The organism is Pseudomonas sp. NFR09 (assembly GCF_900111535.1).
GTDB lineage: Bacteria > Pseudomonadota > Gammaproteobacteria > Pseudomonadales > Pseudomonadaceae > Aquipseudomonas > Aquipseudomonas extremorientalis.
In genome coordinates, this window is record NZ_FOIH01000003.1 from 207,712 (window position 1) to 230,475 (window position 22,764).

Consider the following 22,764-nt stretch of genomic DNA (forward strand, 5'->3'; position numbering starts at 1 on the left):
TACCTGTCAAATAAACGAGTTTTTCATCTGCCTTTCATATCTGTTCCACATTTTTACGCTTAATCTTGGATACAGCACTTCATAGCAAACCGCGCTATATCGTCTAACCTCTTGATTACGCTCTATCTTCAGTGCCGCTTTCTCACCTGCGTTGTGGACGTTTGCCTAATGATTACTGCTGTTTCCACGCTCCAAGTTGCTCTAACCCCGAGGTCATGAATCTTTGAAACCCTACCCTATTCATTGCGTGTCGATCGTTATCCCGGTCTACAACGAACAAGAGAGCCTGCCTGAATTGCTGCGCCGTACCACCGCAGCCTGCAAGCAACTGGCCTACGAATACGAAATCATCCTGGTGGATGACGGTAGCCGCGACAATTCGGCCCAACTGCTGGAAGACGCCGCCTCGGAAGACGGCAGCAACGTGGTCGCGGTAATTCTCAACCGCAACTACGGCCAGCACGCGGCGATCATGGCCGGTTTCGAGCAATGCCGAGGCGAAGTGGTGATCACCCTCGACGCCGACCTGCAAAACCCGCCCGAAGAAATCCCGCGCCTGGTCGAGCAAGCGGCCCTGGGCTACGACGTGGTTGCCACCGTGCGCAACAATCGCCAGGACTCGGCCTTCCGCCGCTGGCCATCGCGCCTGATCAACCTGGCCGTGCAGCGTTCCACCGGCGTTGCCATGAGCGACTACGGCTGCATGCTGCGCGCCTACCGCCGCACCATTGTCGACGCGATGCTCGCCTGCCGTGAGCGCAGCACCTTCATCCCGATCCTGGCCAACGGCTTTGCCCGGCACACCACGGAAATCCTGGTGCACCACGCCGAGCGGGAACACGGCGAATCCAAATACAGCGCCATGCGCCTGATCAGCCTGATGTTCGACTTGCTGACCTGCATGACCACTACCCCACTGCGACTGCTGTCCATCGTCGGCTTCAGCCTGGCGGCGCTGGGTGTGCTGTTTGCCTTCGCATTGATCATCCTGCGCCTGGCCTTTGGCGCCGACTGGGCTGGCGACGGTTTGTTCGTGCTGTTCGCGGTGTTGTTCGTGTTCACCGGCGGCCAGTTCATCGGCATGGGCCTCTTGGGTGAATACCTGGGCCGCATGTACAGCGACGTGCGCGCCCGTCCGCGCTTCTTTATCGAAAAGGTGCTGCGCAACCAACCGGCAGCACCGGCTCCCGTGGTCGTCGTGGACGGCCTGGTGTCCTCCCATACTTCTACTTCTGCTGATCAGGTCTAATCATGAGTTCAAAAGCTGTTGTATTCGCGTACCACGATATTGGTTGTGCAGGCATTGAAGCGCTGCTCAACACCGGTTACGAAATTGCTGCCGTGTTCACCCATGCCGATGACCCCAAGGAAAACAACTTCTACGGTTCCGTCGCACAACTGTGCGCGCGCAATGGCATCCCGGTGCACGCCCCGGAAGACGCCAACCACCCGCTGTGGATCGAGCGCATCGCCAAGCTGAACCCGGACTACATTTTCTCGTTCTACTACCGCAACCTGCTCAGCGAGGCCCTGCTGGCCACCGCCAGCAAAGGCGCGTTCAACCTGCACGGCTCGTTGCTGCCGAAATACCGTGGCCGCGCCCCGGCCAACTGGGTACTGGTCAACGGCGAGACCGAAACCGGCGTGACCCTGCACCGCATGGTCAAGCGTGCCGATGCCGGCGCGATCCTGGCCCAGCAGAAAGTCATCATCGAACGCAACGACACCGGCCTGACCCTGCACGCCAAACTGCGCGACGCCGCCAGCACCCTGCTGCGCGACGCCCTGCCGCAACTGGCCCAGGGCAAGCTGACGGAAACCGCCCAGGACGAAAGCCAGGCCACTTACTTCGGCCGCCGCACTGCCGCCGATGGCAAGCTGGAGTGGAAAAAACCGGCTGAAGAACTGTTCAACCTGGTGCGCGCCGTGACCCAACCGTACCCAGGCGCCTTCTGCGCCGTGGGCGAACACAAGTTGATCGTCTGGCAGGCCGAAGTGGTCAAGGGCAACGAAGGCCTGGCGCCGGGCCGTGTGATCAGCGTCAACCCGCTGCGCATCGCCTGCGGTGAAGACTCCCTGGTGGTCAAGTTCGGCCAGCGCAACGCCGACGGCCTGTTCCTCGCCGGCCCAGCCCTGGCGGACGCACTGGGCCTGGTCGACGGTTCCGTACTGCGCGGCGCCGAGTCCGGCCGCAAGCCACGGCGTACCCGGGTACTGATCCTGGGTGTGAACGGCTTTATCGGCAACCACCTGTCCGAGCGCCTGCTGCGCGACGACCGTTATGAAATCTACGGCCTGGACATCGGCTCGGACGCCATCGAGCGCCTGCGCAGCCACCCGAACTTCCATTACGTCGAAGGCGATATCAGCATCCACACCGAGTGGATCGAGTACCACATCAAGAAGTGCGACGTGGTCCTGCCGCTGGTGGCCATCGCCACGCCAATCGAATACACCCGCAACCCGCTGCGCGTGTTCGAACTGGACTTCGAAGAAAACCTCAAGCTGGTGCGCTACTGCGTCAAGTACAACAAGCGCGTGATCTTCCCGTCGACCTCCGAAGTCTATGGCATGTGCCAGGACCAGTACTTCGACGAAGACACCTCCAATCTGGTGGTGGGTCCGGTCAACAAACAGCGCTGGATCTACTCGGTTTCCAAGCAGCTGCTGGACCGTGTGATCTGGGCGTACGGTGACAAGGGCCTGAAATTCACCCTGTTCCGTCCGTTCAACTGGATGGGCCCACGCCTGGACCGCCTGGATTCGGCGCGTATCGGCAGCTCCCGCGCAATCACCCAATTGATCCTGAACCTGGTGGAAGGTACGCCGATCCGCCTGTTCGACGGCGGCGAGCAGAAGCGTTGCTTTACCGACATCGCTGACGGCATCGAAGCCCTGGCTCGCATCATTGATAACGAAAACGGCGTGTGCGACGGCCAGATCATCAATATCGGCAACCCGGAAAACGAAGCCAGCATCCGTCAGTTGGGCGAAGAACTGCTGCGTCAGTTCGAAGCGCACCCGTTGCGTGGCAACTTCCCACCGTTCGCCGGTTTCCGCGACGTAGAAAGCAAGGCGTTCTACGGCACCGGTTACCAGGACGTGGCGCACCGCAAGCCAAGCATCGAAAACGCCAAGCGCCTGCTGGACTGGGAGCCGACCGTGGAAATGAGCGAAACCATCGGCAACACCCTGGACTTCTTCCTGCGTGAAGCCATGCTCGAAATCGCGGACAAAAAGTAATGGATGCAGGTCTTCGCATCGACGTCGACACCTACCGCGGCACCCGTGAAGGTGTGCCACGGTTGCTCGAGTCCCTGGATGAAGCCTCGGTGAAGGCAACGTTCTTCTTCAGTGTCGGGCCTGACAACATGGGGCGCCACTTGTGGCGTCTCATCCGCCCGCAATTCCTGTGGAAGATGCTGCGTTCCAATGCGGTCGGCCTGTATGGCCTGGACATCCTGCTCGCCGGCACCGCCTGGCCGGGCAAGCCGATCGGCCGTGACCTCGGGCATTTGATGCGCCAGGCCAAGGCCGCCGGGCACGAAGTGGGCCTGCACGCCTGGGATCATCACGGCTGGCAGGCCAATACCGGGCGCTGGAGCGAGGCGCAGTTGATCGAGCAGATCCGCCGTGGCGTCGACACCCTCAGCGACATCCTCGGTGAGCGCATCGACTGTTCCGCCGCCGCCGGTTGGCGCGCGGATGAGCGCGTGGTGCAAGCCAAGCAAGGTTTCAACTTTCGCTACAACAGCGATTGCCGGGGCACCAGCCTGTTTCGTCCAACCCTGGCCGATGGCAGTGCGGGCACCCCACAAATTCCGGTAGACCTGCCGACCTTCGACGAAGTTGTCGGGCCGGTGGTGGCTGCCAAAGACTTCAATGGGTTCATCCTCGACCGTTTTGCCGAGTCGAAACTCAATGTCTATACGATCCACGCCGAAGTGGAAGGGATTCTGATGGCCAACGATTTTCGCCAGTTGCTCGCCCAGGCCGGGCAGCGCGGCATCGACTTCAAACCACTGGGCGACCTGTTGCCGGCGGACGTGACCACCCTCCCCCAGCAACAACTGGTACGTGGCGCCTTGCCCGGCCGCGAGGGTTGGCTCGGAGTGCAGCAGGCATGATCCGCCGTTGGGCCTTGCCCCTGCTTCTGTTGGCGTTTGGCGTGTTCTACCTGCTGCCGCTGGCCACCCATGGCCTGTGGATCCCGGATGAAACCCGCTACGCACAGATCAGCCAGGAAATGCTGCTGACCGGCAAGTGGGCTTCGCCGCACTTCATGGGCATCCGCTACTTCGAAAAACCGGCGGCGGGTTACTGGATGATTGCGCTGGGCCAGGCGATCTTCGGGCAGAACCTGTTCGGCGTGCGGTTTGCCTCGGCCCTGAGCACCGGCTTGAGCATCCTGCTGGTGTACGGGGTGTCGCGTCGGCTGTGGAATGACCCGCGCAAAACCCTGGTCAGCACCGTGCTGTACATGAGTTTTGTCAGCGTGGCCTTGCTCGGTGGCTACGCCAATCTGGATCCGCAGTTCACCTTCTGGGTCAACCTGACCGGAGCCGCCCTGTGGTTCTGCTTCGACAGCACCACCCGCAACGGGCGCCTGGGGTCCTGGGCGTTGCTCGGTTTTGCCTGCGGCATGGGCTTTATGACCAAGGGCTTTCTGGCGTGGTTGCTGCCGGTGTTGATCGCCCTGCCCTATGCGATCTGGCAGAAGCGTTTGCGTGAGCTGCTGGGCTACGGCGTGGTCGCCGTGGTGGTGGCGATTGTCGTCAGCTTGCCATGGGCGCTGGCGGTGCACCGGCAAGAGCCGGACTACTGGAATTTCTTCTTCTGGCACGAGCATATCCAGCGCTTCGCCGGTGACGATGCCCAGCACGCCCAGCCGTTCTGGTATTACCTGCCGCTGTTGGTTGCGTTCTGCCTGCCGTGGGTGGCGTTGTTGCCGTCGACCCTCAAACAGGCGTGGCGGGACAAACGCAGCGCAAAAATCGGTTTTGTAGTGCTGTGGCTGCTGATGCCCCTGGCCTTCTTCAGCCTGGCCAAGGGCAAGCTGCCGTCCTACATCATGCCGTGCCTGCTGCCCCTGGCCTTGTTGATGGGCAATACCCTGGCGGACAAACTGGCCCAGGGTCGCAGCCGTGCGCTGCGCATCAACGGCTGGCTGAACCTGATCATCGGTGTAGTGGCATTGCTCGCGCTGACCTGGCTGCAAATGAAGAAGCCGGTGTACGAACACGGCCAGGAAACCCTCAGCCTGGTGTTGGTGTTCACTTTTCTGTTTGCCTGGATCCTGGTCAACCTGCTGCAGGCGGCCCGGCCTTTGCACCTGTGGGCCGCACCGGTACTCGGCAGTTGGCTGATGGTGGCCTTGTTGCCAGCTGCCCTGCCGCATTCAGTGGTGTACAACAAGACGCCTGACCAATTCATCATTGATCACCTGCAAGAGCTGCAACCAGCCACGGCCCTGCTGAGCAATGACCTGGGCGCAGCGTCGGCGCTGTCATGGCGCCTGGCGCGCCCGGACGTGACGCTCTACAACACCGTCGGCGAAGTCAAATACGGCCTGGCCTACGCGGACGCCACGCACCACAAGGTGGATACCAGCCAAGTCCAGCAATGGATGAGCGATGCGCGCCAAAAGGGGCCGGTCGGCGTGGTCATGCGGGTCAAGGGCGACGACGAAATCGCCGAAGTCGACTTGCTGCCCAAGGACGGCAAGCGCTACGAACAAGGCAACATCGTGATCCTGATCTTCCCGCAGGCCGCGCAATGATCACCTTGCTGCTGTTACTGGCCGCCTGCCTGCTCACCTGCATGGGACAGGTCTCCCAGAAGTTCGCCGTGGAACGCTGGCGCGACCTGCCGGATGGCTGGGCGCTGAAACTGCGCTCGCCCTGGTTGTGGTCGGCGCTGGTGTGCCTGGGCCTGGGCCTGCTGGTGTGGCTGCTGGTGTTGCAACGCCTGGAAGTCGGTATTGCCTACCCGATGCTCAGCCTCAACTTCGTGCTGGTCACGCTGGTCGCGCGTTTTGTGTTCAAAGAGCACATCGATACCCGCCATTGGCTGGGTGTCGCGCTGGTGATCGGCGGCGTCGTGCTGCTGGGTCGCCAGGTATGAGCCGGATCCAGGGGTTTGCCCTGGCCCTGGGCAGCGTCGGCCTGGTCAGCGCGGCCCAACTGGGCATGCGCTGGAGCATGACGCGCCTGCCGCTGCCCAGCGCATGGCTGGATGCCTTAAGCCAGAACAGCATCGACCTGGGCGCCCTCGGCGTCGTGACCCTGGCGATCCTGGCATACGCACTGTCGATGCTCTGCTGGCTCGGTGCGCTCAAGCATTTGCCGCTGGGCCGCGCCTATTCGCTACTGAGCATCAGCTATGCCTTGGTGTACCTGCTGGCGGCCAGTCTGCCGGTGTTCAACGAACATTTTTCCGTTTCAAAAACCCTGGGGGTGGCCTTGGTCATCCTCGGTGTTCTGGTTATCAACTCTCGTCGTGCTAGCGCCACAAGTCCCAGGAATGCCCCATGAAAATCAGTGTATTTGGTAGCGGTTACGTCGGTCTGGTGCAGGCCACCGTGTTGGCTGAAGTCGGCCACGATGTCATTTGCATGGACGTTGACAAGAACAAGGTCGAGTCACTGCAAAAAGGCCATGTGACCATCTTCGAGCCGGGGCTGGCTGCGATGGTCAAGGAAAACCTGGAGAGTGGGCGGCTGCACTTCACCCATGATGAAAAGTTGGCGGTGGAACACGGCGAAGTCCTGTTCATTGCCGTGGGCACGCCTTCGGACGAAGACGGCTCGGCCGACCTGAAATACGTGCTGTCGGTAGGCGACGCCGTCGCCCGCCACCGCAAAGAGCCGGTGATCCTGGTGGAAAAATCCACCGTGCCGGTCGGCACCGGCGACACCCTGCGCGCCCACATCGAAAAAGCCCTGCACCTGGCCGGCCGGCACCTGGAATTCGATATCGTCTCCAACCCGGAATTCCTCAAGGAGGGCTCGGCTGTTGCCGACTGCCGCCGCCCGGACCGCATCATCATCGGTTGTGAGCGCGAAGAAGTGCGCGACGTGATGCGCGACCTGTACGCACCGTTCAACCGCAACCACGACCGCATCATCTTCATGGACCTGCGCAGCGCCGAGCTGACCAAGTACGCCGCCAACTGCATGCTGGCGACCAAGATCAGCTTTATCAACCAGATCGCCGAGCTGGCCGAACACCTGGGGGCGGACATCGAAGCCGTGCGCCTGGGCATTGGCGCCGACTCGCGCATCGGCTACCACTTTATCTACCCTGGCTGCGGCTACGGCGGTTCGTGCTTCCCCAAGGACATGCGCGCCCTGATCCACAGCGCCCGGCAAGCCAACTGCTCCAGCGACCTGCTGGAAGCGGTAGAAGCCATCAACCAGCGCCAGAAGAGCAAGTTGTTCGAGCGGATCAAGGCGTTCTTCAAGGGCGACCTGCGCGGCAAGACCTTTGCCCTGTGGGGCCTGGCGTTCAAGCCCAACACCGACGACATGCGCGATGCTCCCAGCCGCGTGCTGATGGAAGCGTTGTGGGCCGCCGGCGCCAACGTGCGCGCATTCGACCCGGAAGCCATGCAGGAAACCCAACGTATCTATGGCGATGACCCACGGCTGATGCTCATGGGCACCCCCGAATCCACACTGGGCGGTGCCGATGCGCTGATCGTCTGCACCGAATGGCAGCAATTCAAGGCGCCGGACTTCGACCTGATCCACCAGCGCCTGAAAACCCCGGTGATCTTCGACGGCCGCAACCTCTACGACGGCGAGCGCTTGGCACGCAAAGGCTTCCAGTACTACCCGATCGGCCGCGGTGATTCCTGCCAGTTGCCGATTCCCCAGCAACAGTGGCTGCCACAGGTTGTGGAAGCCTGAGACGTGAACAAAGCTCAACCGTCCCCGCTGAATGCAACGATCCGCCGCCAATCCCTTGGTCTGGGATTGCTGGCGTTGTTGCTGTTTATCGCCGGCAACTGGCACCAGGCAATCATCGGCTTCGACTCGCGCTTTGTGTTGTTTGCCCAGGAAATGCTGCGTCATGGCCCCAGCGTCTTCCCCACCACCTATGGGCAGCCTTATGCGGATTACCTGGCCACCTCGACACTGTTGACCTGGCTGGTTTCACTGCCCCTGGGCCAGGTCACCAGCCTCACGGCCTGGTTGCCCACGGCGATCGCCTCGGCGTTTATCGTCACCCTGGTGTATCGCCTGACAGCGCCCTACTCCCAGCGCTGGGGGCTGCTGAGCATTGCGCTCCTGTTGTTGAGCAGCAACTTCATCAGCGAAACCCGTGCGGTGTCCCTCGACCAGATGCTGGCCGCCATCGCCCTGGCGGTGTTCTACCTGGGTTATGCCCATGATCACTTCCGGTCCGCTAAACGCCTGCATTGGCTGTACCTGCTGCTGATCCTGGGCTTTGCCGTGCGTGGGCCGATTGGCCTGGTGATTCCTACGGGCGTGCTCTGCAGCTACTACCTGATCAACCGGCAATGGCGCCAGCTGTTCAGTTTCGGCTTGCTGGCGCTGGCGCTGCTGGTGGCATGCGTGGGCCTGTTGCTGCTGATGGCCAAGTTGAGCGGTGGCGAAAGCTTCATGCAGGACGTGATCCGCATGCAGTTCCTCGGCCGCATGGATGGCAGCGAAGGCTCGAGCGGCCTGCTGTACTACTTCACCAGTTCGCTGGGCAATTACGCCTTGGCGTATCCGATGGCACTGCTGGTACTGCTGGCCATGGTGCTCAGCGGGCGCCGCGCGCCGGGACCGGCATTGCAGTTGGTGTGGTATTGCGCCGCCGCAGGCTTGCTGGTGATGGTCGGCCTGTCGATTCCCCAGGCGAAAAAAGCACGTTACGTGCTGCCGATGTTGCCCATGGCGGCGATCATTGCGGCATACCCGTTCCAGGTCGCACACGGACGGCTCTTCGCCGGGCTGCGTGGGCTGATGCTGGGGATCTGGACGTTGTTGCCGACGCTGTTGATCGTCGGCCTGCTGTTGGCACGACCGCGCTACCCTGAGCAGTTGAGCCATCTCGGCTGGGTGTTGGGCGTGCTGGGCGGCCTGCAGGTGCTGGCCTTGGTGACACTCTTCAAGAGCCGCCTGCGTGCGGTCGGACCGGCTTTTGCCGCGGTGCTGGCAGTGTGGGCCTCCTATATCCTGGTGGTCGAGCCGCTGGAGCGCAGTATCTACGACACCCGCACCTTTACCTTGCAGGTTCATGAGCAGGTGATGCAGCAACGCGCGCCGGTGGTGCTGCATGGCTTGGGCAAAGACGCCAAGGCCATCAAGTACATGGTCAACCTCGATTGCGACCAAGTGCCGTTGTTCACTCAGCAAGCCGCCGACCTCAAGCCACTCCAGGGACCCGCCTGGCTGGTGATGAGCCAAGTGGATTACGAAGGCTTGCAAGACCCGCGCTTTCGTTCCATCACGCCGACCCTGACCGGCGAATTCGACCGCAACCCTTACGTGCTGCTGCACCTGGCCAAACCTGTGCAACCTTGAGTCTGCGCCAGCGCTGCCGGCGCGGAAAATTCCCACGCAGCTTTACGTAATAACTGGTGCCGTTTCTCTTTCCTGCGTCCAAAACCCAACGGTAAACTCGCTTGCCTGGTGCGGTATTCATGTACCGCCACAGGTCATGGGTGACCACAAGGACGAGAGGACAACGCCGTGCCAGATGATGCTTCGCTTGATAACCCAGCCTTGACCAGCACCGAAGTGCATGTCGGCTATATTCCCCTGCCACCGCTGGACCGGCTGATGGGGTTGCGCGACGCGTTGGTGGCGTTGAAAGGCCCGCTGGCCAGTGAACCCGGTTTGCAGGAGAACCTGCGCAAGCGTTTTTTCGATGAAGAGTTCAGTAATCGGGTGCTGGGTAAAGTCTGCTGCTCGATAGTAGTCTGACCGTATTCCAATTCATTATTTTTGCATTCAACCCTCATTAATATGCATTGGCGCCTCTGTTCCACGCGCGGCACACTGCATGGGTTCCTTCCCCCAAATGTTGGAACTTTCAAAGGGCTTTTCCGGGCAACCAGACAAGCCTTTTTTTTGCCCGCTGTTTATGGACTGCCTCCCAATGCTCGCTCGCTGGTTCCCCGCTGCTATCAATACCCGCCCCACCGAATGGAGCCGTGCCGCGATCGGCATGGCCCTTGGCACCTTGTTCAGCGTCTGGTTGTGCTCCCAGGTGTTTGGCATGGATGTCGCGTTGCACCTGCTTGGCCCGCTGGGTGCGTCGGCCGTCCTGTTGTTCGCCGTGTCATCGGGTGCCTTGGCGCAACCCTGGTCGATTATCGGCAGCTACCTGTGCGCAGGCGTGATTGCCTTGCTGGTCACCCGTGTCCTCGGCCCGTCCCTGGGCGGCGCCTGCCTGGCGGCCGGCATGACCGTAATACTGATGTGCTGGTTGCGCTGCCTGCACCCGCCCGCCGGTGGCCTGGCCATGACACTGGTCCTGGCAGACCCGGCGTCCGCCGCCCTGGGCTGGTATGAGCTGGGTGCGGTATTGCTCGGCGCCGGTGCGCTGCTGGCCTGCGCACTGGCGTATAACAACGCCACGCGCACGCGTTATCCCAAAGGCGCGGTGGAAGCACCGGCACCGCTACCGTTCAGCCCCAGGGCCGACCGAGACCCTGGTATTACCGCCGCTGATTTGACACTGGCGCTGGCGCAAATGGAGCGGTTCTACGATGTGGAGCCCAGCGAACTGGAACAACTCATCCACGCGGCGCAAACCCACGCCAGGCGCCGTAGCATCGGCGAAACACTGGCCAGCCGGTTACCCTGAGCCGGTCGTGCGCTTGCTGCATAAATGCAAAAACGACCTGCAGGATTGAAGGTTGTACTAGGCAAATTTGCACTGGTACGATCGCGAGAAGGTTCATCCGTGAACATCTTGATAAAGAACAATAAAAGCAGGGAGTTATCGATGACTGCTCAGGTTTCATCCGAAGCAAGCCACGCCCAAGTACTTCAGGACGAAGTCCTCGCCGAGGTCCGCAACCATATCGGCCACCTCACCCTCAATCGCCCCGCCGGCTTGAATGCCATTACCCTGGACATGGTGCGCAGCCTCACGTCCCATTTGCAGGCATGGGCTGACGATCCGCAGGTGTATGCCGTGGTCCTGCGCGGTGCCGGTGAAAAAGCCTTCTGTGCAGGTGGCGATATCCGTTCTCTGTACGACAGCTTCAAGAACGGCGACACCCTGCACCAGGACTTCTTCGTCGAGGAATATGCTCTGGATCTGGCCATCCACCACTACCGCAAGCCAGTCGTGGCACTGATGGACGGGTTTGTCCTCGGCGGCGGCATGGGCCTGGTGCAGGGCGCTGATTTGCGCGTAGTCACCGAGCGCAGCCGCCTGGCGATGCCGGAAGTGGCCATCGGTTATTTCCCTGACGTGGGTGGCAGCTACTTTCTGCCGCGCATCCCCGGCGAACTGGGGATCTACCTGGGCGTGACCGGGGTACAGATCCGCGCGGCCGACGCGCTGTATTGCGGGTTGGCTGATTGGTACCTGGAAAGCCACAAGCTCGCCGACCTTGACCAGAAGCTCGACCACCTGCAATGGCACGACTCGCCGCTCAAAGACCTGCAGGGCGTGCTCGCCAAGCTGGCCGTGCAGCAATTGCCCGATCCGCCGTTGGCCGCTCTGCGCCCCGCCATCGACCACTTTTTCGCGCTGCCGGATGTGCCGAGCATCGTTGAACAATTGCAGCAAGTCACCGTGGCCGACAGCCATGAATGGGCGTTGACCACCGCTACCCTCATGCTGACCCGCTCCCCCCTTGCCATGGCCGTTACGTTGGAGATGTTGCGCCGCGGCCGGCGCCTGCCCCTGGAAGACTGTTTTGCCTTGGAGCTGCACCTGGACCGCCAATGGTTCGAGCGCGGCGACCTGATCGAAGGCGTGCGCGCCCTGATCATCGACAAAGACAAAAGCCCGCGCTGGAACCCGCCCACCCTGCACGGGCTGGCCCTCAGCCACGTTGAGAGCTTTTTTCATCACTTCGAGAAGGTTGCGAAATAAGCCATGCAAGACATTGAATACACTGAAGAACAAGTAATGATCCGCGACATGGCGCGTGACTTCGCCCGGGGTGAAATCGCACCTCACGCCCAAGCCTGGGAGAAAGCCGGCTGGATCGACGACGCCCTGGTGGCAAAGATGGGCGAACTGGGCCTGCTGGGCATGGTGGTGCCGGAAGAATGGGGCGGCACCTATGTCGATTACGTCGCCTATGCCCTCGCCGTCGAGGAGATTTCCGCAGGTGACGGTGCCACTGGCGCACTGATGAGTATCCATAATTCAGTGGGTTGCGGGCCGATTCTCAACTACGGCACAGATGAACAAAAACAGACCTGGCTGGGCGACCTCGCCAGCGGCCAGGCGATTGGCTGCTTCTGCCTGACCGAACCCCAGGCCGGTTCCGAAGCGCACAACCTGCGTACCCGTGCCGAACTGCGCGACGGCCAGTGGGTAATCAACGGGGCCAAGCAGTTCGTCAGTAATGGTAAACGCGCCAAACTGGCGATTGTATTTGCGGTGACTGATCCCGACCTGGGCAAGAAAGGCATCTCGGCGTTCCTGGTGCCCACCGCAACCCCGGGATTCGTGGTGGATCGTACCGAACACAAGATGGGCATCCGTGCGTCCGATACCTGCGCCGTGACCCTGAACCAGTGCAGCGTGCCCGAGGCCAACCTGCTGGGTGAGCGTGGCAAAGGCCTGGCCATCGCGCTGTCCAACCTGGAGGGTGGCCGCATCGGCATTGCCGCCCAGGCATTGGGCATCGCCCGCGCGGCATTTGAAGCAGCGCTGGCCTATGCCCGTGATCGGGTGCAGTTCAACAAGGCAATCATCGAGCACCAGAGCGTGGCCAATTTGCTGGCCGACATGCAAACCCAGCTTAACGCCGCACGCTTGCTGATCCTGCACGCCGCACGGCTGCGCAGTGCCGGCAAACCCTGCTTGTCGGAAGCGTCCCAGGCCAAACTGTTTGCCTCGGAAATGGCCGAGAAGGTTTGCTCATCGGCGATGCAGATTCACGGTGGGTACGGATACCTGGAGGATTATCCGGTGGAGCGTTACTACCGGGATGCGCGGATCACGCAGATTTACGAAGGGACCAGTGAGATTCAGCGGATGGTGATTGCCAGGGAGTTGAAGAACTACCAACTTTGACTGCCACAGCACATAAATAATGTGGGAGGGGGCTTGCCCCCGATGACGGTGGGTCAGTCAACAGATGTGAAGACTGAACCACTGCTATCGGGGGCAAGCCCCCTCCCAGCTTTGATACTCAGTGTCTTTGACACCGGGTTATTTGTCCTTGAACTCCGGCGCGCGCTTGGCCACGAATGCCGCCATGCCTTCCTTCTGATCCTGCGTGGCGAACGCCGCATGGAACACCCGGCGCTCAAAGCGCACGCCTTCCGACAAGCTCACTTCGAACGCTCGGTTCACGCTTTCCTTGACCATCATGCTGATCGGCACCGACTTGCCGGCAATCAGCGTCGCGACTTTCAGCGCTTCGTCCAGCAGTTCATCGGCGGGTACGATACGCGCAACAATCCCGCAGCGCTCCGCTTCCACCGCATCGATAAAGCGCCCGGTCAGGCACATTTCCATGGCCTTGGCCTTGCCCACCGCACGGGTCAGGCGCTGGGTGCCGCCCATGCCGGGCAGTACGCCGAGGTTGATTTCCGGCTGGCCGAACTTGGCGCCGTCACCGGCCAGGATGAAGTCGCACATCAACGCCAGTTCGCAACCGCCGCCCAGGGCGAAGCCGTTGACGGCGGCGATGATCGGCTTGCGGCGGTTGGCCACGCGGTCGCTGTCGCTGAACAGATCGTCGAGGTAGATCTGCGGGTAGGTCAGCTCGGCCATTTCCTTGATGTCGGCACCGGCGGCGAAGGCTTTTTTCGAGCCGGTCAACACGATGCAGCCGATCTCCGGGTTGGCTTCAAGGCCATCCAGCGCCTGGTTCAACTCGTTGACCAGTTGCGCGTTCAGGGCGTTCAAGGCTTGCGGGCGATTGAGGGTAATCAGCCCGACGCGGCCCTGGACTTCAAGCAAAATGGTTTCGTAACTCATGTATCGGCTCCTTAGAGATTGCGTGAGATGACCATGCGCTGGATATCGCTGGTGCCTTCGTAAATCTGGCAGACCCGCACGTCGCGGTAGATCCGCTCAAGAGGGAAGTCGCTCAGGTAACCGTAACCGCCCAGGGTTTGCAAGGCGGCCGAACAGACTTTCTCGGCCATTTCCGAAGCAAACAGCTTGGCCATCGAGGCTTCCACCAGTGCCGGCTTGCCGCTGTCGCGCAGTGCAGCGGCGTAATGCACCATCTGCCGGGCAACCGCGATTTGCGTGGCCATGTCCGCCAGACGGAAAGCGACGGCCTGGTGCTCGATGATGGGTTTGCCGAAGCTTTCGCGCTCGCGGGCGTAGTCGCGGGCTGCTTCAAAGGCGGCGCGGGCCATGCCCACCGATTGCGAGGCAATGCCTACGCGCCCACCTTCCAGGTTGGCGAGAGCAATCCTGTAGCCTTCGCCCTCCTCCCCCAGACGGTTGGCGACAGGAACCTTCACGTCCTCAAACAGGATCTGGCAGGTATCGGAGGCATGCTGGCCCAGTTTGTCCTCAACCCGCGCCACGCTGTAGCCCGGCGAGTCGGTCGGCACGATAAACGCGCTGATCCCGCGCTTGCCCGCCGCCGGGTCGGTCAAGGCAAACACAATCACCACGCCGGCGTTCTGTCCGGAGGTGATGAACTGTTTGCAGCCATTGAGTACGTAATGGTCACCTTCAAGGCGTGCGCGGGTCTTCAGGCTACTGGCATCAGAGCCGGCCTGGGGCTCGGTCAATGCGAACGCACCGAGCATGGCACCACTGGCCAGGGGCTTGAGGAATTGCTCTTTCTGCTGGTCGTTACCGAACTTGAGAATCGGCACGCAACCCACAGAGTTGTGCACGCTCATGATGGTCGAGCAGGCCCCGTCACCGGCGGCAATTTCTTCCAGCGCCATCGCGTAGGCCAGGTAACCGGTGTCGCAACCGCCCCACTGTTCCGGCACCAGCATGCCGAAAAAGCCCAGCTCGGCCATTTCACCAATGGCTTCCCTGGGGAACCGGTGCTCGCGGTCCCACTCGGCGGCAAAGGGTTTCAGGCGTTCCTGGGCAAATTGCCGGGCGGCGTCGCTGATTTGCAGTTGTTCTTCATTGGGCAGCATGGTGGTTCCTTAGTACAGGCATTCGACGGCCATCGCCGTGGCTTCACCGCCGCCGATGCAGATGGCGGCGACGCCACGCTTGAGGCCTTTCTGGCGCAGGGCCGAAAGCAAGGTCACCAGGATCCGTGCACCGGAGGCACCGATCGGATGGCCCAGGGCGCAGGCACCGCCATGCACATTCACCTTGGCATGGGGGATCTCCAGCTTGCTCATGGTCACCAGGCTGACCACGGCAAAGGCTTCGTTGATTTCGAACAGATCGACGTCAGCCAGGCTCCAGCCGGTCTTGCTCATCAGTTTGCGGATCGCCCCCACCGGCGCCACCGGGAACAGCCCTGGCTCGTCGGCGAACGCCGCATGCCCATGGATCACCGCCAAGGGCTTGAGGCCACGTTTCTGTGCCTCGGACTGGCGCATCAGCAACAAGGCCGCCGCACCGTCGGAAATCGAGCTGGAGTTGGCCGCCGTCACGGTGCCGCCTTCACGGAAGGCCGGTTTCAGGCTGGTGATCTTGTCCAGCTTGGCCTTGGGCGGCTGTTCGTCATGCAGGATGGTTTTCTGTTCTTTGCCCAAGGTGACCTGCACCGGGACGATTTCTGCGGCAAAGCTGCCATGGGTAATAGCTTCTTGCGCCCGGGTCAGCGAAGCGATGGCGAACGCATCCTGGGCCTCGCGGGTAAAACCGTTGTGCAGGGCGCAGTCTTCGGCAAAGGTGCCCATCAGGCGGCCCTTGTCGTAGGCGTCTTCGAGGCCGTCGAGGAACATGTGATCGAGCACCTTGCCGTGGCCCATGCGGTAGCCGCTGCGCGCACGGTCCAGCAGGTACGGCGCGTTGGACATGCTTTCCATGCCACCGGCAATCACCACGTCGACGCTGCCGGCCAGCAGTGAATCATGGGCCAGGATCGCGGCCTCCATGCCCGAACCGCACATCTTGTTGAGGGTGGTGCAGCGCGTGCCCTTGTCCAGCCCGGCGCCCAGCGCAGCCTGACGTGCCGGTGCCTGGCCGAGGCCTGCGGGCAGTACGCAGCCGAACAGTACTTCATCCACGGCGTCGGGGGCGACACCGGCACGCTCGACGGCGGCGCGAATCGCAGCGGAACCCAACTGCGGCGCGGTCAGGCCCTTGAGGTCGCCCTGGAACCCACCCATGGGCGTGCGCACAGCGCTGACGATAACGATAGGATCGGTCATGGGAATTGCTCCTTATTTGGCCGCCATGCGCAAGGCACCGTCGAGACGGATCACCTCGCCATTGAGCATGCTGTTTTCAATGATGTGCCGCACCAGCGCGGCGTATTCGGCGGGTTTGCCCAGACGCGGCGGGAATGGCACGCCAGCGGCCAGGGAGTCGCGCACTTCCGGCGTCATGCCGGCCATCATCGGGGTCTCAAAGATGCCGGGGGCGATGGTCATCACGCGAATACCAAAGCGCGCCAGCTCACGTGCTGCAGGCAGCGTAAGGCTGGCAATGGCGCCCTTGGACGCGGCATATGCCGCCTGGCCGATCTGCCCGTCAAACGCCGCTACCGAAGCGGTATTGATAATCACGCCGCGTTCGCCATCGGCATTTGCCTCGGTTTCGGCGATGGCGGCGGCGGCCAGGCGCAGCAGGTTGAAGCTACCGATCAGGTTGACGTTGATCACCTGGGCAAAGCTCGCCAGCCCATGGGGGCCGTTCTTGCCGAGGATTTTCTCGCCACGCACCACACCGGCGCAGTTCACCAGCCCATGCAAACCGCCAAACGCCGCAAGCGTCGCCCGCACCGCCGCTTCGGCAGCCGCTTCCTGGCTGATATCCGCCACGCAGCTGCGTGCGTTGTCGCCAAGCTGCCTGGCCTTGGCTGCCACGGCGTCGGCATTCAGGTCCACCAGCATGACCTTGGCGCCAGCGCCAATCAGCATCTCGGCAGTCGCCGCGCCCAAGCCCGATGCGCCCCCGCTGACCAGGAAGCTCTTGTTCTCAATCTGCATTGTTGTTTCCTTGAACGGTCCGAATCGTCGAAATAGTCGCGCCAGAGCCGCCCGCCGACAATGGTCAAAGCCTTCAACCTGCCTGACTGTTTTGGCCAGTCATCGACCCCACCGATCATCCGGTCGGCCCAAGCGATTGGACGCTAGCGACACTTGCTTCTAACCTGATGGCTTGCGCCACCTGAAGAAGCCCGCCCCTGCATGATAGTCCGTCCCAAACCCAACCTCTTCGGCATCCTGTTCTCGCTCAAGGGTTCGATTGCCAAGCGCATCGCCCTGCGCAGCCTGCTGGTCACGCTGCTGGCCTCGGTGATCGTGCTGGTGGAAACCCTGCACCCGGCCTACTTCTCCAAGGTCAATGCCACGCCGTTTACCCTGCTCGGGCTGTCGTTGTCGATTTTCATGAGTTTTCGCAACAACGCCTGCTATGACCGCTGGTGGGAAGGCCGCAAGCAATTGGGGCAGATGATCATCGATGTGCGTTCGCTGATCCGCGAAACCCAGGTGCTCACAGATCCGGCTGAGCGTGCTGGCCTGCTGCGCAGCCTGTGCGGCTTCGCCCACGGCCTGGTTGCACGGTTGCGCCATGAGGATGAGGCCCAGGCCATCAAGCCGTGGGGCACTGTCCAGGCCAATCACCCCAACCTCCCCGACAGCCTGCTGCAACGGCTGGGCGCCCGGTTTTCAGTGCTGGCCAAGCAAGGTGTGATCAGCGAGTGGCGCTACACACAATGGGAAACCCGACTGGTGAGCCTCAGCCAGGTGCAGGCGTCCTGCGAGCGCATCAAGAGCACGCCGCTGCCCTTCCCCTACACCCTGCTGCTGCATCGCACCATTTACCTGTTCTGCATTTTGCTGCCGTTTGCCATGGCCGAGCCGCTGGGATGGTTGACGCCAGTGTTCACCGCGATTGTCAGCTACACCTTCTTCGGCCTCGATGAAATCGGCGATGACCTGGAGGACCCGTTCGGTTTTGACGAGAACGACCTGCCCTGCAATGCCCTCCTGCGCACCCTGGAACGCGAAGTGTTGGCCGCCCTCGGTGAAACCGACCTGCCGCCGCCCCTGGAGCCGGTGGACTACGTGCTCACCTGACGCGGGTTTGACACCCGCCGTGGTCTGACCGAAGCTGACGGCTTTGCTGCCCTCGCTTTCGGACGCCTGCATGTCAAAGTCACGCCGTTATTCCATCGTCGGCCTGTGCGCCCTGCTGTTGATTGTGCTGATCACCTGGTATTTCTCTCGCGCCACCCCTGTAGCCGTGCCTCCCGCGATTGCCCACGGTTATTCAAAAGCCTTGAAACAGGCGCGCAACGGTGAGCCTGGAGCGGCACGCGTGCTGTATCAGCAACTGGGTCGGCCGGATCTGTCGCCCGAGCGCCGCGCCGCGTTGCACGCCGAACTGCCCAACTACCCCAGCCCCCAGGCGCTGAAACTGGCGGACAAAGACCTGGCCAGTGACTCACCGCTGGTACGCGAGGCTGCCATCCACAGCATTGTCGGCCTGGTGCCCACCGGCCAGCGCACGCTGCTGCTCGGCCCGGTGTTGGATGATCCCGAGCAAGAGGTACGGTTTGCCGCCGCCAATGCTTTGCTTGGTCTGTCTCCCGATACTCTGGGCCTGTACTTCGGGCCGTTGCAGCAGGTGCTGGATGAGTTTGTGAAAAAGCTCAAGGCCCAGCCCGAAACCGCTGAAGGCTGGATTCAACTGGCGCGCCTGTACATTCACAGCGCCCTGCTGCCGGACGCGCAAAACGCGCTTGAGCAGGCCATGCGCCTGCAACCGGATAACCTGCAAGCCGTGGTCGCGCAGATCGAGCTGCTGGACAAGCAAGGCAAGACCGAGGAGTCCCGCCAATTGTTGGCACGCCAGCTGGCCGCGCATCCGGAGTCGGCCTACCTGCAACATGCGCTGGGCATGTGGCTGCTGCACCATGGTGAACGCCCCTACGCCCTGCTCGGCCTGTCCAAGGCGGTGGAGCTGGAGCCGGATAATCAGGATTACCGCTACGACCTCGCGACGACGTTGCATGCGCAAGAGGAATTGGAGGCTGCGCAACGCCAACTCGAAGAGATCATCCAACGCCACCCGGCCAATCGCAAAGCCCGGGTATTGCTGGTCAATTATTGGAAAGAAAGCGGCCAGTTGCAGAACGTCCAGGTCCTGCTCGCCCAGCTCGAGCAACAGAATCCGGACGATCCTGCATTGCAGCAAGGCCTGTAGGCCGGACTGGAATTTGTTGAACCGCCACAAATTGCTACGGTCAAGAGAACATGGCGCGTCCATTTGGGCGCGCATCCTCTACTCGTATGTGACCTGAGGGCACTTCTTGTCTACATCCCAAGCGCAATTACCCGAAGAGAAAGCGGCCACTGGCATTGACGGTCTTGATGACATTCTTGCCGGAGGGCTCTCGCGCAGTCACCTGTTCCTGCTGGAAGGTGAACCCGGCACCGGTAAAACCACGGTCGCCCTGCACTTCCTGCAGGCCGGGGCCAGAGCCGGCGAGCGATCGCTGTACATCACCCTGTCGGAAACCGAGCGTGAGTTGCGCCAAGGCGCCAAGTCCCATGGCTGGGACCTGGATGACAATATCCATATCTTCGAACTGACGCCGCCGGAAAGCCTGCTCAACGCCGACCACCAGCAGAGCCTGCTGTACTCCTCCGACCTGGAACTGGGCGAGGCCACGCGCCAGATCTTTGAAGTGGTGGAAAAGGTCAAGCCAAAGCGTGTGGTCATCGACAGTCTTTCGGAGATCCGCCTGCTCGCACAAAGCTCTCTGCGCTACCGTCGGCAGATCCTCGCGATCAAGCACTATTTCGTGCGTTACGACACCACAGTGCTGCTGCTGGACGACCTGACCACCGAATCCCTCGATAAAACCGTGCACAGCGTGGCGCATGGCGTGATCCGCCTGGAAGAGCTGACCCCCAACTACGGTGCCGAGCGCCGTCGCGTGCGGGTGGTCAAGTACCGAGGCCAGAAATACCGGGGCGGCTTTCACGACTTCACCATCATGGGCGACGGCGTTCATGTATTCCCGCGCCTGGTGGCGGCCGAACATCGTGGCGGCTACAAGCGCGAGACCTTGAGCAGCGGCATCGCCGCGCTGGATGCGTTGATGGGCGGCGGTGTCGAGACCGGGTCCAGCAGCCTGATCCTCGGCCCGGCCGGTACCGGCAAGTCGTTGATCTCGATGATCTTTGCCGCAGCCGCCGTGGCGCGGGGCGAGAAAGCCGCGTTGTTTATCTTCGATGAAGAACTGGGGCTGCTGTTCGAGCGCATGAGAAACATGGGGATCGATCTAGCCGCCCTGCAGGCGACCGGTAACCTGCTGATCGAACAGGTGGATGCGGCCGAATTGTCCCCGGGCGAGTTTTCCCACCGGGTGCGCCGCTGTGTCGATGAGCGCGGCATCAAGACGGTGGTGATCGACAGCATCAACGGCTACCAGGCGGCCATGCCCGAAGAAAATGCGCTGATCCTGCATATGCACGAGTTGCTGCTCTACCTCAACCGCCGCGGCGCGGCGACGTTCATGACCGTCGCCCAACACGGGCTGGTCGGCGACATGCAGGCGCCTGTGGACATCACCTATCTGGCCGATACGGTCATTCTGCTGCGCTACTTCGAAGCATTGGGCAAGGTGCGCCGCGCCATCTCGATCATCAAGAAGCGCACCGGCAGCCATGAAGCCACTATTCGTGAATACCGGATTGGCGCCCAGGGGATGACGGTTGGCGAACCGCTGGATAATTTCCAGGGGGTCCTGCGCGGTATTCCGACCTACATGGGCGCCGGCTCCCCGCTGCTCAAGGATGAGGGGGTGTGACGGGCCTCATTCCGGTCTCCGAGCGTGCAATCGTATTGGCGCCAATGGGACGCGATGGCTCGCTGGCGCTGATGATGCTCAATGAAGCCGGGTACGCCGGCATCGTCGCCAGCAACCTTGGGGCATTGTGCGAGGCCCTGCATGAGGGCGCCGGGCTGCTGATCATCGCCGCCGAAGCACTGCGTGGGGTGGATCTTGACCCGCTGTTGACCTACCTGCACCAGCAGCCGGCATGGTCGGACTTGCCCATTGTGTTGATGACCCACCACGGCGGGACCGAACAGAATGGCTCCTCCCACCTGAGCGGCCTGCTGGGCAATGTGACCTTCCTGGAGCGCCCCTTCCACCCGGTAACGCTGATCAGCCTGGTGAGCACTGCCTTGCGCGGTCGCCGTCGGCAATACGAAGCCCGCGACCGCCTGATCGACCTCAGCGAAAGTGAGCTGCGCCTGCAACGCACGCTGGAGACCCTTGAACAGCAAGTCGAGGAACGTACCGCCCAACTGCGCAGCAATGAAGAGGCACTGCGCCAATCACAAAAAATGGAAGCCGTCGGCCAATTGACCGGTGGTATCGCCCATGACTTCAACAATATGCTCACCGGTATCATCGGCAGCCTGGAACTGCTGCGCAGGCGTGTGTCGCGAGGCAAGTTGGACGACCTCGACAGCCTGATCGACCTGGGGGTGACCTCGGCCAACCGTGCCGCCGGCCTCACCCACCGCCTGCTGGCGTTCTCGCGCCGTCAATCCCTTGATTCCAAACCGGTGCAGATCAACCGCCTGGTTACCTCCATGGGGGAGCTGCTGCAACGCAGCATCAACGAAAGTATTCGCTTGGATATGCGTCTGGCGACTGATCTATGGACGGCCGAGGCCGATCCCAACCAATTGGAAAGCGCCCTGCTCAACCTGGTCATCAATGCCCGCGACGCCATGCCCGGTGGCGGCAGCCTGTCCGTGGAGACCACCAACCGACATCTCGACAGCGTGTTCACCGCCGCCTATGGCACCTTGAAGCCCGGTGACTACGTTGAGTTGAGCGTCAGCGACACCGGCTGTGGCATTCCGGAAAGTGTGATGGGCCGCGTGTTCGACCCTTTTTTCACCACCAAGCCCATCGGCCAGGGCACCGGCCTTGGGCTCTCGATGATCTATGGCTTCGCCCGCCAGTCCCATGGCCATGTGACCATCCATAGTGAAGTGGGAAAAGGCACCACGGTGAGCCTGTTCCTGCCACGGTTTATCGGTGAAGTTGTCGCCGATGCCGTGGTGGATCCGGCGTTGCTGCCGTTCGCCAATGCCGGTGAAACCGTGCTGATTGTCGAAGACGACCCGGCCGTGCGGGTGCTGGTCAGCGCGGTTCTGAAGGAGCTGGGCTACGGGTATGTGGAAGCTGTCGACGCCAACTCCGCCGTGCCCATTATCGAGTCGGAACAGCGTATAGATTTGATGATCAGCGACGTTGGCCTGCCCGGTATGAATGGTCGTCAATTGGCGGAAATCGGCCGGCAGATACGCCCGCAACTCAAGGTTCTGTTCATTACAGGGTATGCCGAGCATGCAGCCGTGCGGGGTGGGTTCCTCGACCCGGGCATGCAACTGATCACCAAGCCGTTCACGTTCGATCTATTGACGGCAAAAGTCCGAGAAATGATCAAGCAATAGCTGCCCGCGTCAA

At 61.7% G+C, this 22,764-nt stretch carries 20 protein-coding genes; 16 read left to right on the top strand and 4 right to left on the bottom strand.

The genetic code is table 11. The features are described from left to right. The first annotated feature begins 223 nt into the window (after positions 1 to 223). From arnC to BMX59_RS08390, 12 genes are all read left to right on the top strand, one after another. Positions 224 to 1,249 carry an undecaprenyl-phosphate 4-deoxy-4-formamido-L-arabinose transferase gene (gene arnC, locus BMX59_RS08335; RefSeq protein ID WP_092243579.1) on the top strand — a complete coding sequence of 342 codons (1,026 nt, stop codon included), beginning with the start codon at positions 224 to 226 and terminating at the stop codon, positions 1,247 to 1,249. 2 nt (positions 1,250 to 1,251) lie between these two features. Next, positions 1,252 to 3,243, top strand: coding sequence for a bifunctional UDP-4-amino-4-deoxy-L-arabinose formyltransferase/UDP-glucuronic acid oxidase ArnA (gene arnA, locus BMX59_RS08340; protein WP_071488308.1), 1,992 nt, complete (start codon positions 1,252 to 1,254; stop codon positions 3,241 to 3,243). After that, positions 3,243 to 4,127, top strand: a complete 885-nt coding sequence (arnD, locus tag BMX59_RS08345) for a 4-deoxy-4-formamido-L-arabinose-phosphoundecaprenol deformylase (protein ID WP_093121006.1) — start codon at positions 3,243 to 3,245, stop codon at positions 4,125 to 4,127. Before arnA ends, arnD begins: the two co-directional genes overlap by 1 nt. Continuing rightward, a complete protein-coding gene (arnT, locus tag BMX59_RS08350; RefSeq protein ID WP_093121007.1) occupies positions 4,124 to 5,779 on the top strand; it encodes a lipid IV(A) 4-amino-4-deoxy-L-arabinosyltransferase in 1,656 nt (551 codons plus the stop codon). Before arnD ends, arnT begins: the two co-directional genes overlap by 4 nt. Beyond that, positions 5,776 to 6,123 carry a 4-amino-4-deoxy-L-arabinose-phosphoundecaprenol flippase subunit ArnE gene (gene arnE / locus BMX59_RS08355; RefSeq protein ID WP_071488305.1) on the top strand — a complete coding sequence of 116 codons (348 nt, stop codon included), beginning with the start codon at positions 5,776 to 5,778 and terminating at the stop codon, positions 6,121 to 6,123. Before arnT ends, arnE begins: the two co-directional genes overlap by 4 nt. Further along, positions 6,120 to 6,533 (top strand): 4-amino-4-deoxy-L-arabinose-phosphoundecaprenol flippase subunit ArnF, encoded by a 414-nt coding sequence (gene arnF / locus BMX59_RS08360; protein WP_092243593.1) that lies wholly within the window; start codon positions 6,120 to 6,122, stop codon positions 6,531 to 6,533. Before arnE ends, arnF begins: the two co-directional genes overlap by 4 nt. Continuing rightward, entirely contained in the window at positions 6,530 to 7,909 is a 1,380-nt protein-coding gene (locus BMX59_RS08365; RefSeq protein ID WP_092243595.1) for a UDP-glucose dehydrogenase family protein, read from the top strand. The genes arnF and BMX59_RS08365 overlap by 4 nt, the downstream gene beginning before the upstream one ends. Before the next feature lie 3 nt (positions 7,910 to 7,912). Further along, positions 7,913 to 9,535, top strand: coding sequence for an ArnT family glycosyltransferase (locus BMX59_RS08370; protein WP_093121008.1), 1,623 nt, complete (start codon positions 7,913 to 7,915; stop codon positions 9,533 to 9,535). A 168-nt stretch (positions 9,536 to 9,703) separates the two neighbouring features. Beyond that, positions 9,704 to 9,937: a type VI secretion system contractile sheath small subunit gene (locus tag BMX59_RS08375; RefSeq protein ID WP_139212853.1), complete on the top strand. Its 234-nt coding sequence runs from the start codon at positions 9,704 to 9,706 to the stop codon at positions 9,935 to 9,937. Positions 9,938 to 10,112: 175 nt separating this feature from the next. Further along, the gene (locus BMX59_RS08380) at positions 10,113 to 10,823 is read left to right on the top strand and encodes an HPP family protein (RefSeq protein ID WP_093121009.1); all 711 of its coding nucleotides are present in this window, start codon (positions 10,113 to 10,115) and stop codon (positions 10,821 to 10,823) included. Between the two features lie 141 nt (positions 10,824 to 10,964). Next, positions 10,965 to 12,068: an enoyl-CoA hydratase/isomerase family protein gene (locus BMX59_RS08385; protein WP_092243605.1), complete on the top strand. Its 1,104-nt coding sequence runs from the start codon at positions 10,965 to 10,967 to the stop codon at positions 12,066 to 12,068. 3 nt (positions 12,069 to 12,071) lie between these two features. Beyond that, positions 12,072 to 13,223, top strand: a complete 1,152-nt coding sequence (locus BMX59_RS08390; protein WP_092243608.1) for an acyl-CoA dehydrogenase family protein — start codon at positions 12,072 to 12,074, stop codon at positions 13,221 to 13,223. A 138-nt stretch (positions 13,224 to 13,361) separates the two neighbouring features. On the opposite strand, the gene BMX59_RS08395 is transcribed toward BMX59_RS08390, so the two are convergent. The 4 genes from BMX59_RS08395 to BMX59_RS08410 are packed head-to-tail and all read right to left on the bottom strand — an operon-like array spanning position 13,362 to position 17,248. Next, the gene (locus tag BMX59_RS08395; protein ID WP_093121010.1) at positions 13,362 to 14,135 is read right to left on the bottom strand and encodes an enoyl-CoA hydratase; all 774 of its coding nucleotides are present in this window, start codon (positions 14,133 to 14,135) and stop codon (positions 13,362 to 13,364) included. A gap of 11 nt (positions 14,136 to 14,146) precedes the next feature. Beyond that, entirely contained in the window at positions 14,147 to 15,274 is a 1,128-nt protein-coding gene (locus tag BMX59_RS08400; protein ID WP_093121011.1) for an acyl-CoA dehydrogenase, read from the bottom strand. A gap of 9 nt (positions 15,275 to 15,283) precedes the next feature. Beyond that, complete coding sequence (locus BMX59_RS08405) at positions 15,284 to 16,468, bottom strand: acetyl-CoA C-acyltransferase (RefSeq protein ID WP_093121012.1); 1,185 nt, start codon at positions 16,466 to 16,468, stop codon at positions 15,284 to 15,286. Between the two features lie 12 nt (positions 16,469 to 16,480). Further along, on the bottom strand, positions 16,481 to 17,248 hold the full coding sequence (locus BMX59_RS08410; protein ID WP_071488294.1) for an SDR family NAD(P)-dependent oxidoreductase: 768 nt from the start codon (positions 17,246 to 17,248) through the stop codon (positions 16,481 to 16,483). 201 nt (positions 17,249 to 17,449) lie between these two features. On the opposite strand from BMX59_RS08410, the gene BMX59_RS08415 reads away from it, so the two are divergent. From BMX59_RS08415 to BMX59_RS08430, 4 genes are all read left to right on the top strand, one after another. Beyond that, positions 17,450 to 18,343, top strand: coding sequence for a bestrophin family protein (locus BMX59_RS08415; RefSeq protein ID WP_093121013.1), 894 nt, complete (start codon positions 17,450 to 17,452; stop codon positions 18,341 to 18,343). Between the two features lie 70 nt (positions 18,344 to 18,413). Beyond that, positions 18,414 to 19,472, top strand: a complete 1,059-nt coding sequence (locus BMX59_RS08420; protein WP_092243621.1) for a tetratricopeptide repeat protein — start codon at positions 18,414 to 18,416, stop codon at positions 19,470 to 19,472. Positions 19,473 to 19,578: 106 nt separating this feature from the next. Beyond that, entirely contained in the window at positions 19,579 to 21,084 is a 1,506-nt protein-coding gene (locus tag BMX59_RS08425; RefSeq protein WP_092243624.1) for an ATPase domain-containing protein, read from the top strand. Beyond that, positions 21,081 to 22,751, top strand: a complete 1,671-nt coding sequence (locus BMX59_RS08430) for an ATP-binding protein (RefSeq protein ID WP_092243627.1) — start codon at positions 21,081 to 21,083, stop codon at positions 22,749 to 22,751. Before BMX59_RS08425 ends, BMX59_RS08430 begins: the two co-directional genes overlap by 4 nt. The last annotated feature ends 13 nt before the right edge of the window (positions 22,752 to 22,764 follow it).

Excerpts from the sequence above, each read along its gene's own strand:
- arnA (WP_071488308.1), top strand. The coding sequence starts at position 1,252 with ATGAGTTCAAAAGCTGTTGTATTCGCGTACCACGATATTGGTTGTGCA.
- arnD (WP_093121006.1), top strand. The coding sequence starts at position 3,243 with ATGGATGCAGGTCTTCGCATCGACGTCGACACCTACCGCGGCACCCGT.
- arnT (WP_093121007.1), top strand. The coding sequence starts at position 4,124 with ATGATCCGCCGTTGGGCCTTGCCCCTGCTTCTGTTGGCGTTTGGCGTG.
- arnE (WP_071488305.1), top strand. The coding sequence starts at position 5,776 with ATGATCACCTTGCTGCTGTTACTGGCCGCCTGCCTGCTCACCTGCATG.
- arnF (WP_092243593.1), top strand. The coding sequence starts at position 6,120 with ATGAGCCGGATCCAGGGGTTTGCCCTGGCCCTGGGCAGCGTCGGCCTG.
- BMX59_RS08365 (WP_092243595.1), top strand. The coding sequence starts at position 6,530 with ATGAAAATCAGTGTATTTGGTAGCGGTTACGTCGGTCTGGTGCAGGCC.
- BMX59_RS08380 (WP_093121009.1), top strand. The coding sequence starts at position 10,113 with ATGCTCGCTCGCTGGTTCCCCGCTGCTATCAATACCCGCCCCACCGAA.
- BMX59_RS08385 (WP_092243605.1), top strand. The coding sequence starts at position 10,965 with ATGACTGCTCAGGTTTCATCCGAAGCAAGCCACGCCCAAGTACTTCAG.
- BMX59_RS08390 (WP_092243608.1), top strand. The coding sequence starts at position 12,072 with ATGCAAGACATTGAATACACTGAAGAACAAGTAATGATCCGCGACATG.
- BMX59_RS08395 (WP_093121010.1), bottom strand. The coding sequence starts at position 14,135 with ATGAGTTACGAAACCATTTTGCTTGAAGTCCAGGGCCGCGTCGGGCTG.
- BMX59_RS08400 (WP_093121011.1), bottom strand. The coding sequence starts at position 15,274 with ATGCTGCCCAATGAAGAACAACTGCAAATCAGCGACGCCGCCCGGCAA.
- BMX59_RS08405 (WP_093121012.1), bottom strand. The coding sequence starts at position 16,468 with ATGACCGATCCTATCGTTATCGTCAGCGCTGTGCGCACGCCCATGGGT.
- BMX59_RS08410 (WP_071488294.1), bottom strand. The coding sequence starts at position 17,248 with ATGCAGATTGAGAACAAGAGCTTCCTGGTCAGCGGGGGCGCATCGGGC.
- BMX59_RS08415 (WP_093121013.1), top strand. The coding sequence starts at position 17,450 with ATGATAGTCCGTCCCAAACCCAACCTCTTCGGCATCCTGTTCTCGCTC.
- BMX59_RS08420 (WP_092243621.1), top strand. The coding sequence starts at position 18,414 with ATGTCAAAGTCACGCCGTTATTCCATCGTCGGCCTGTGCGCCCTGCTG.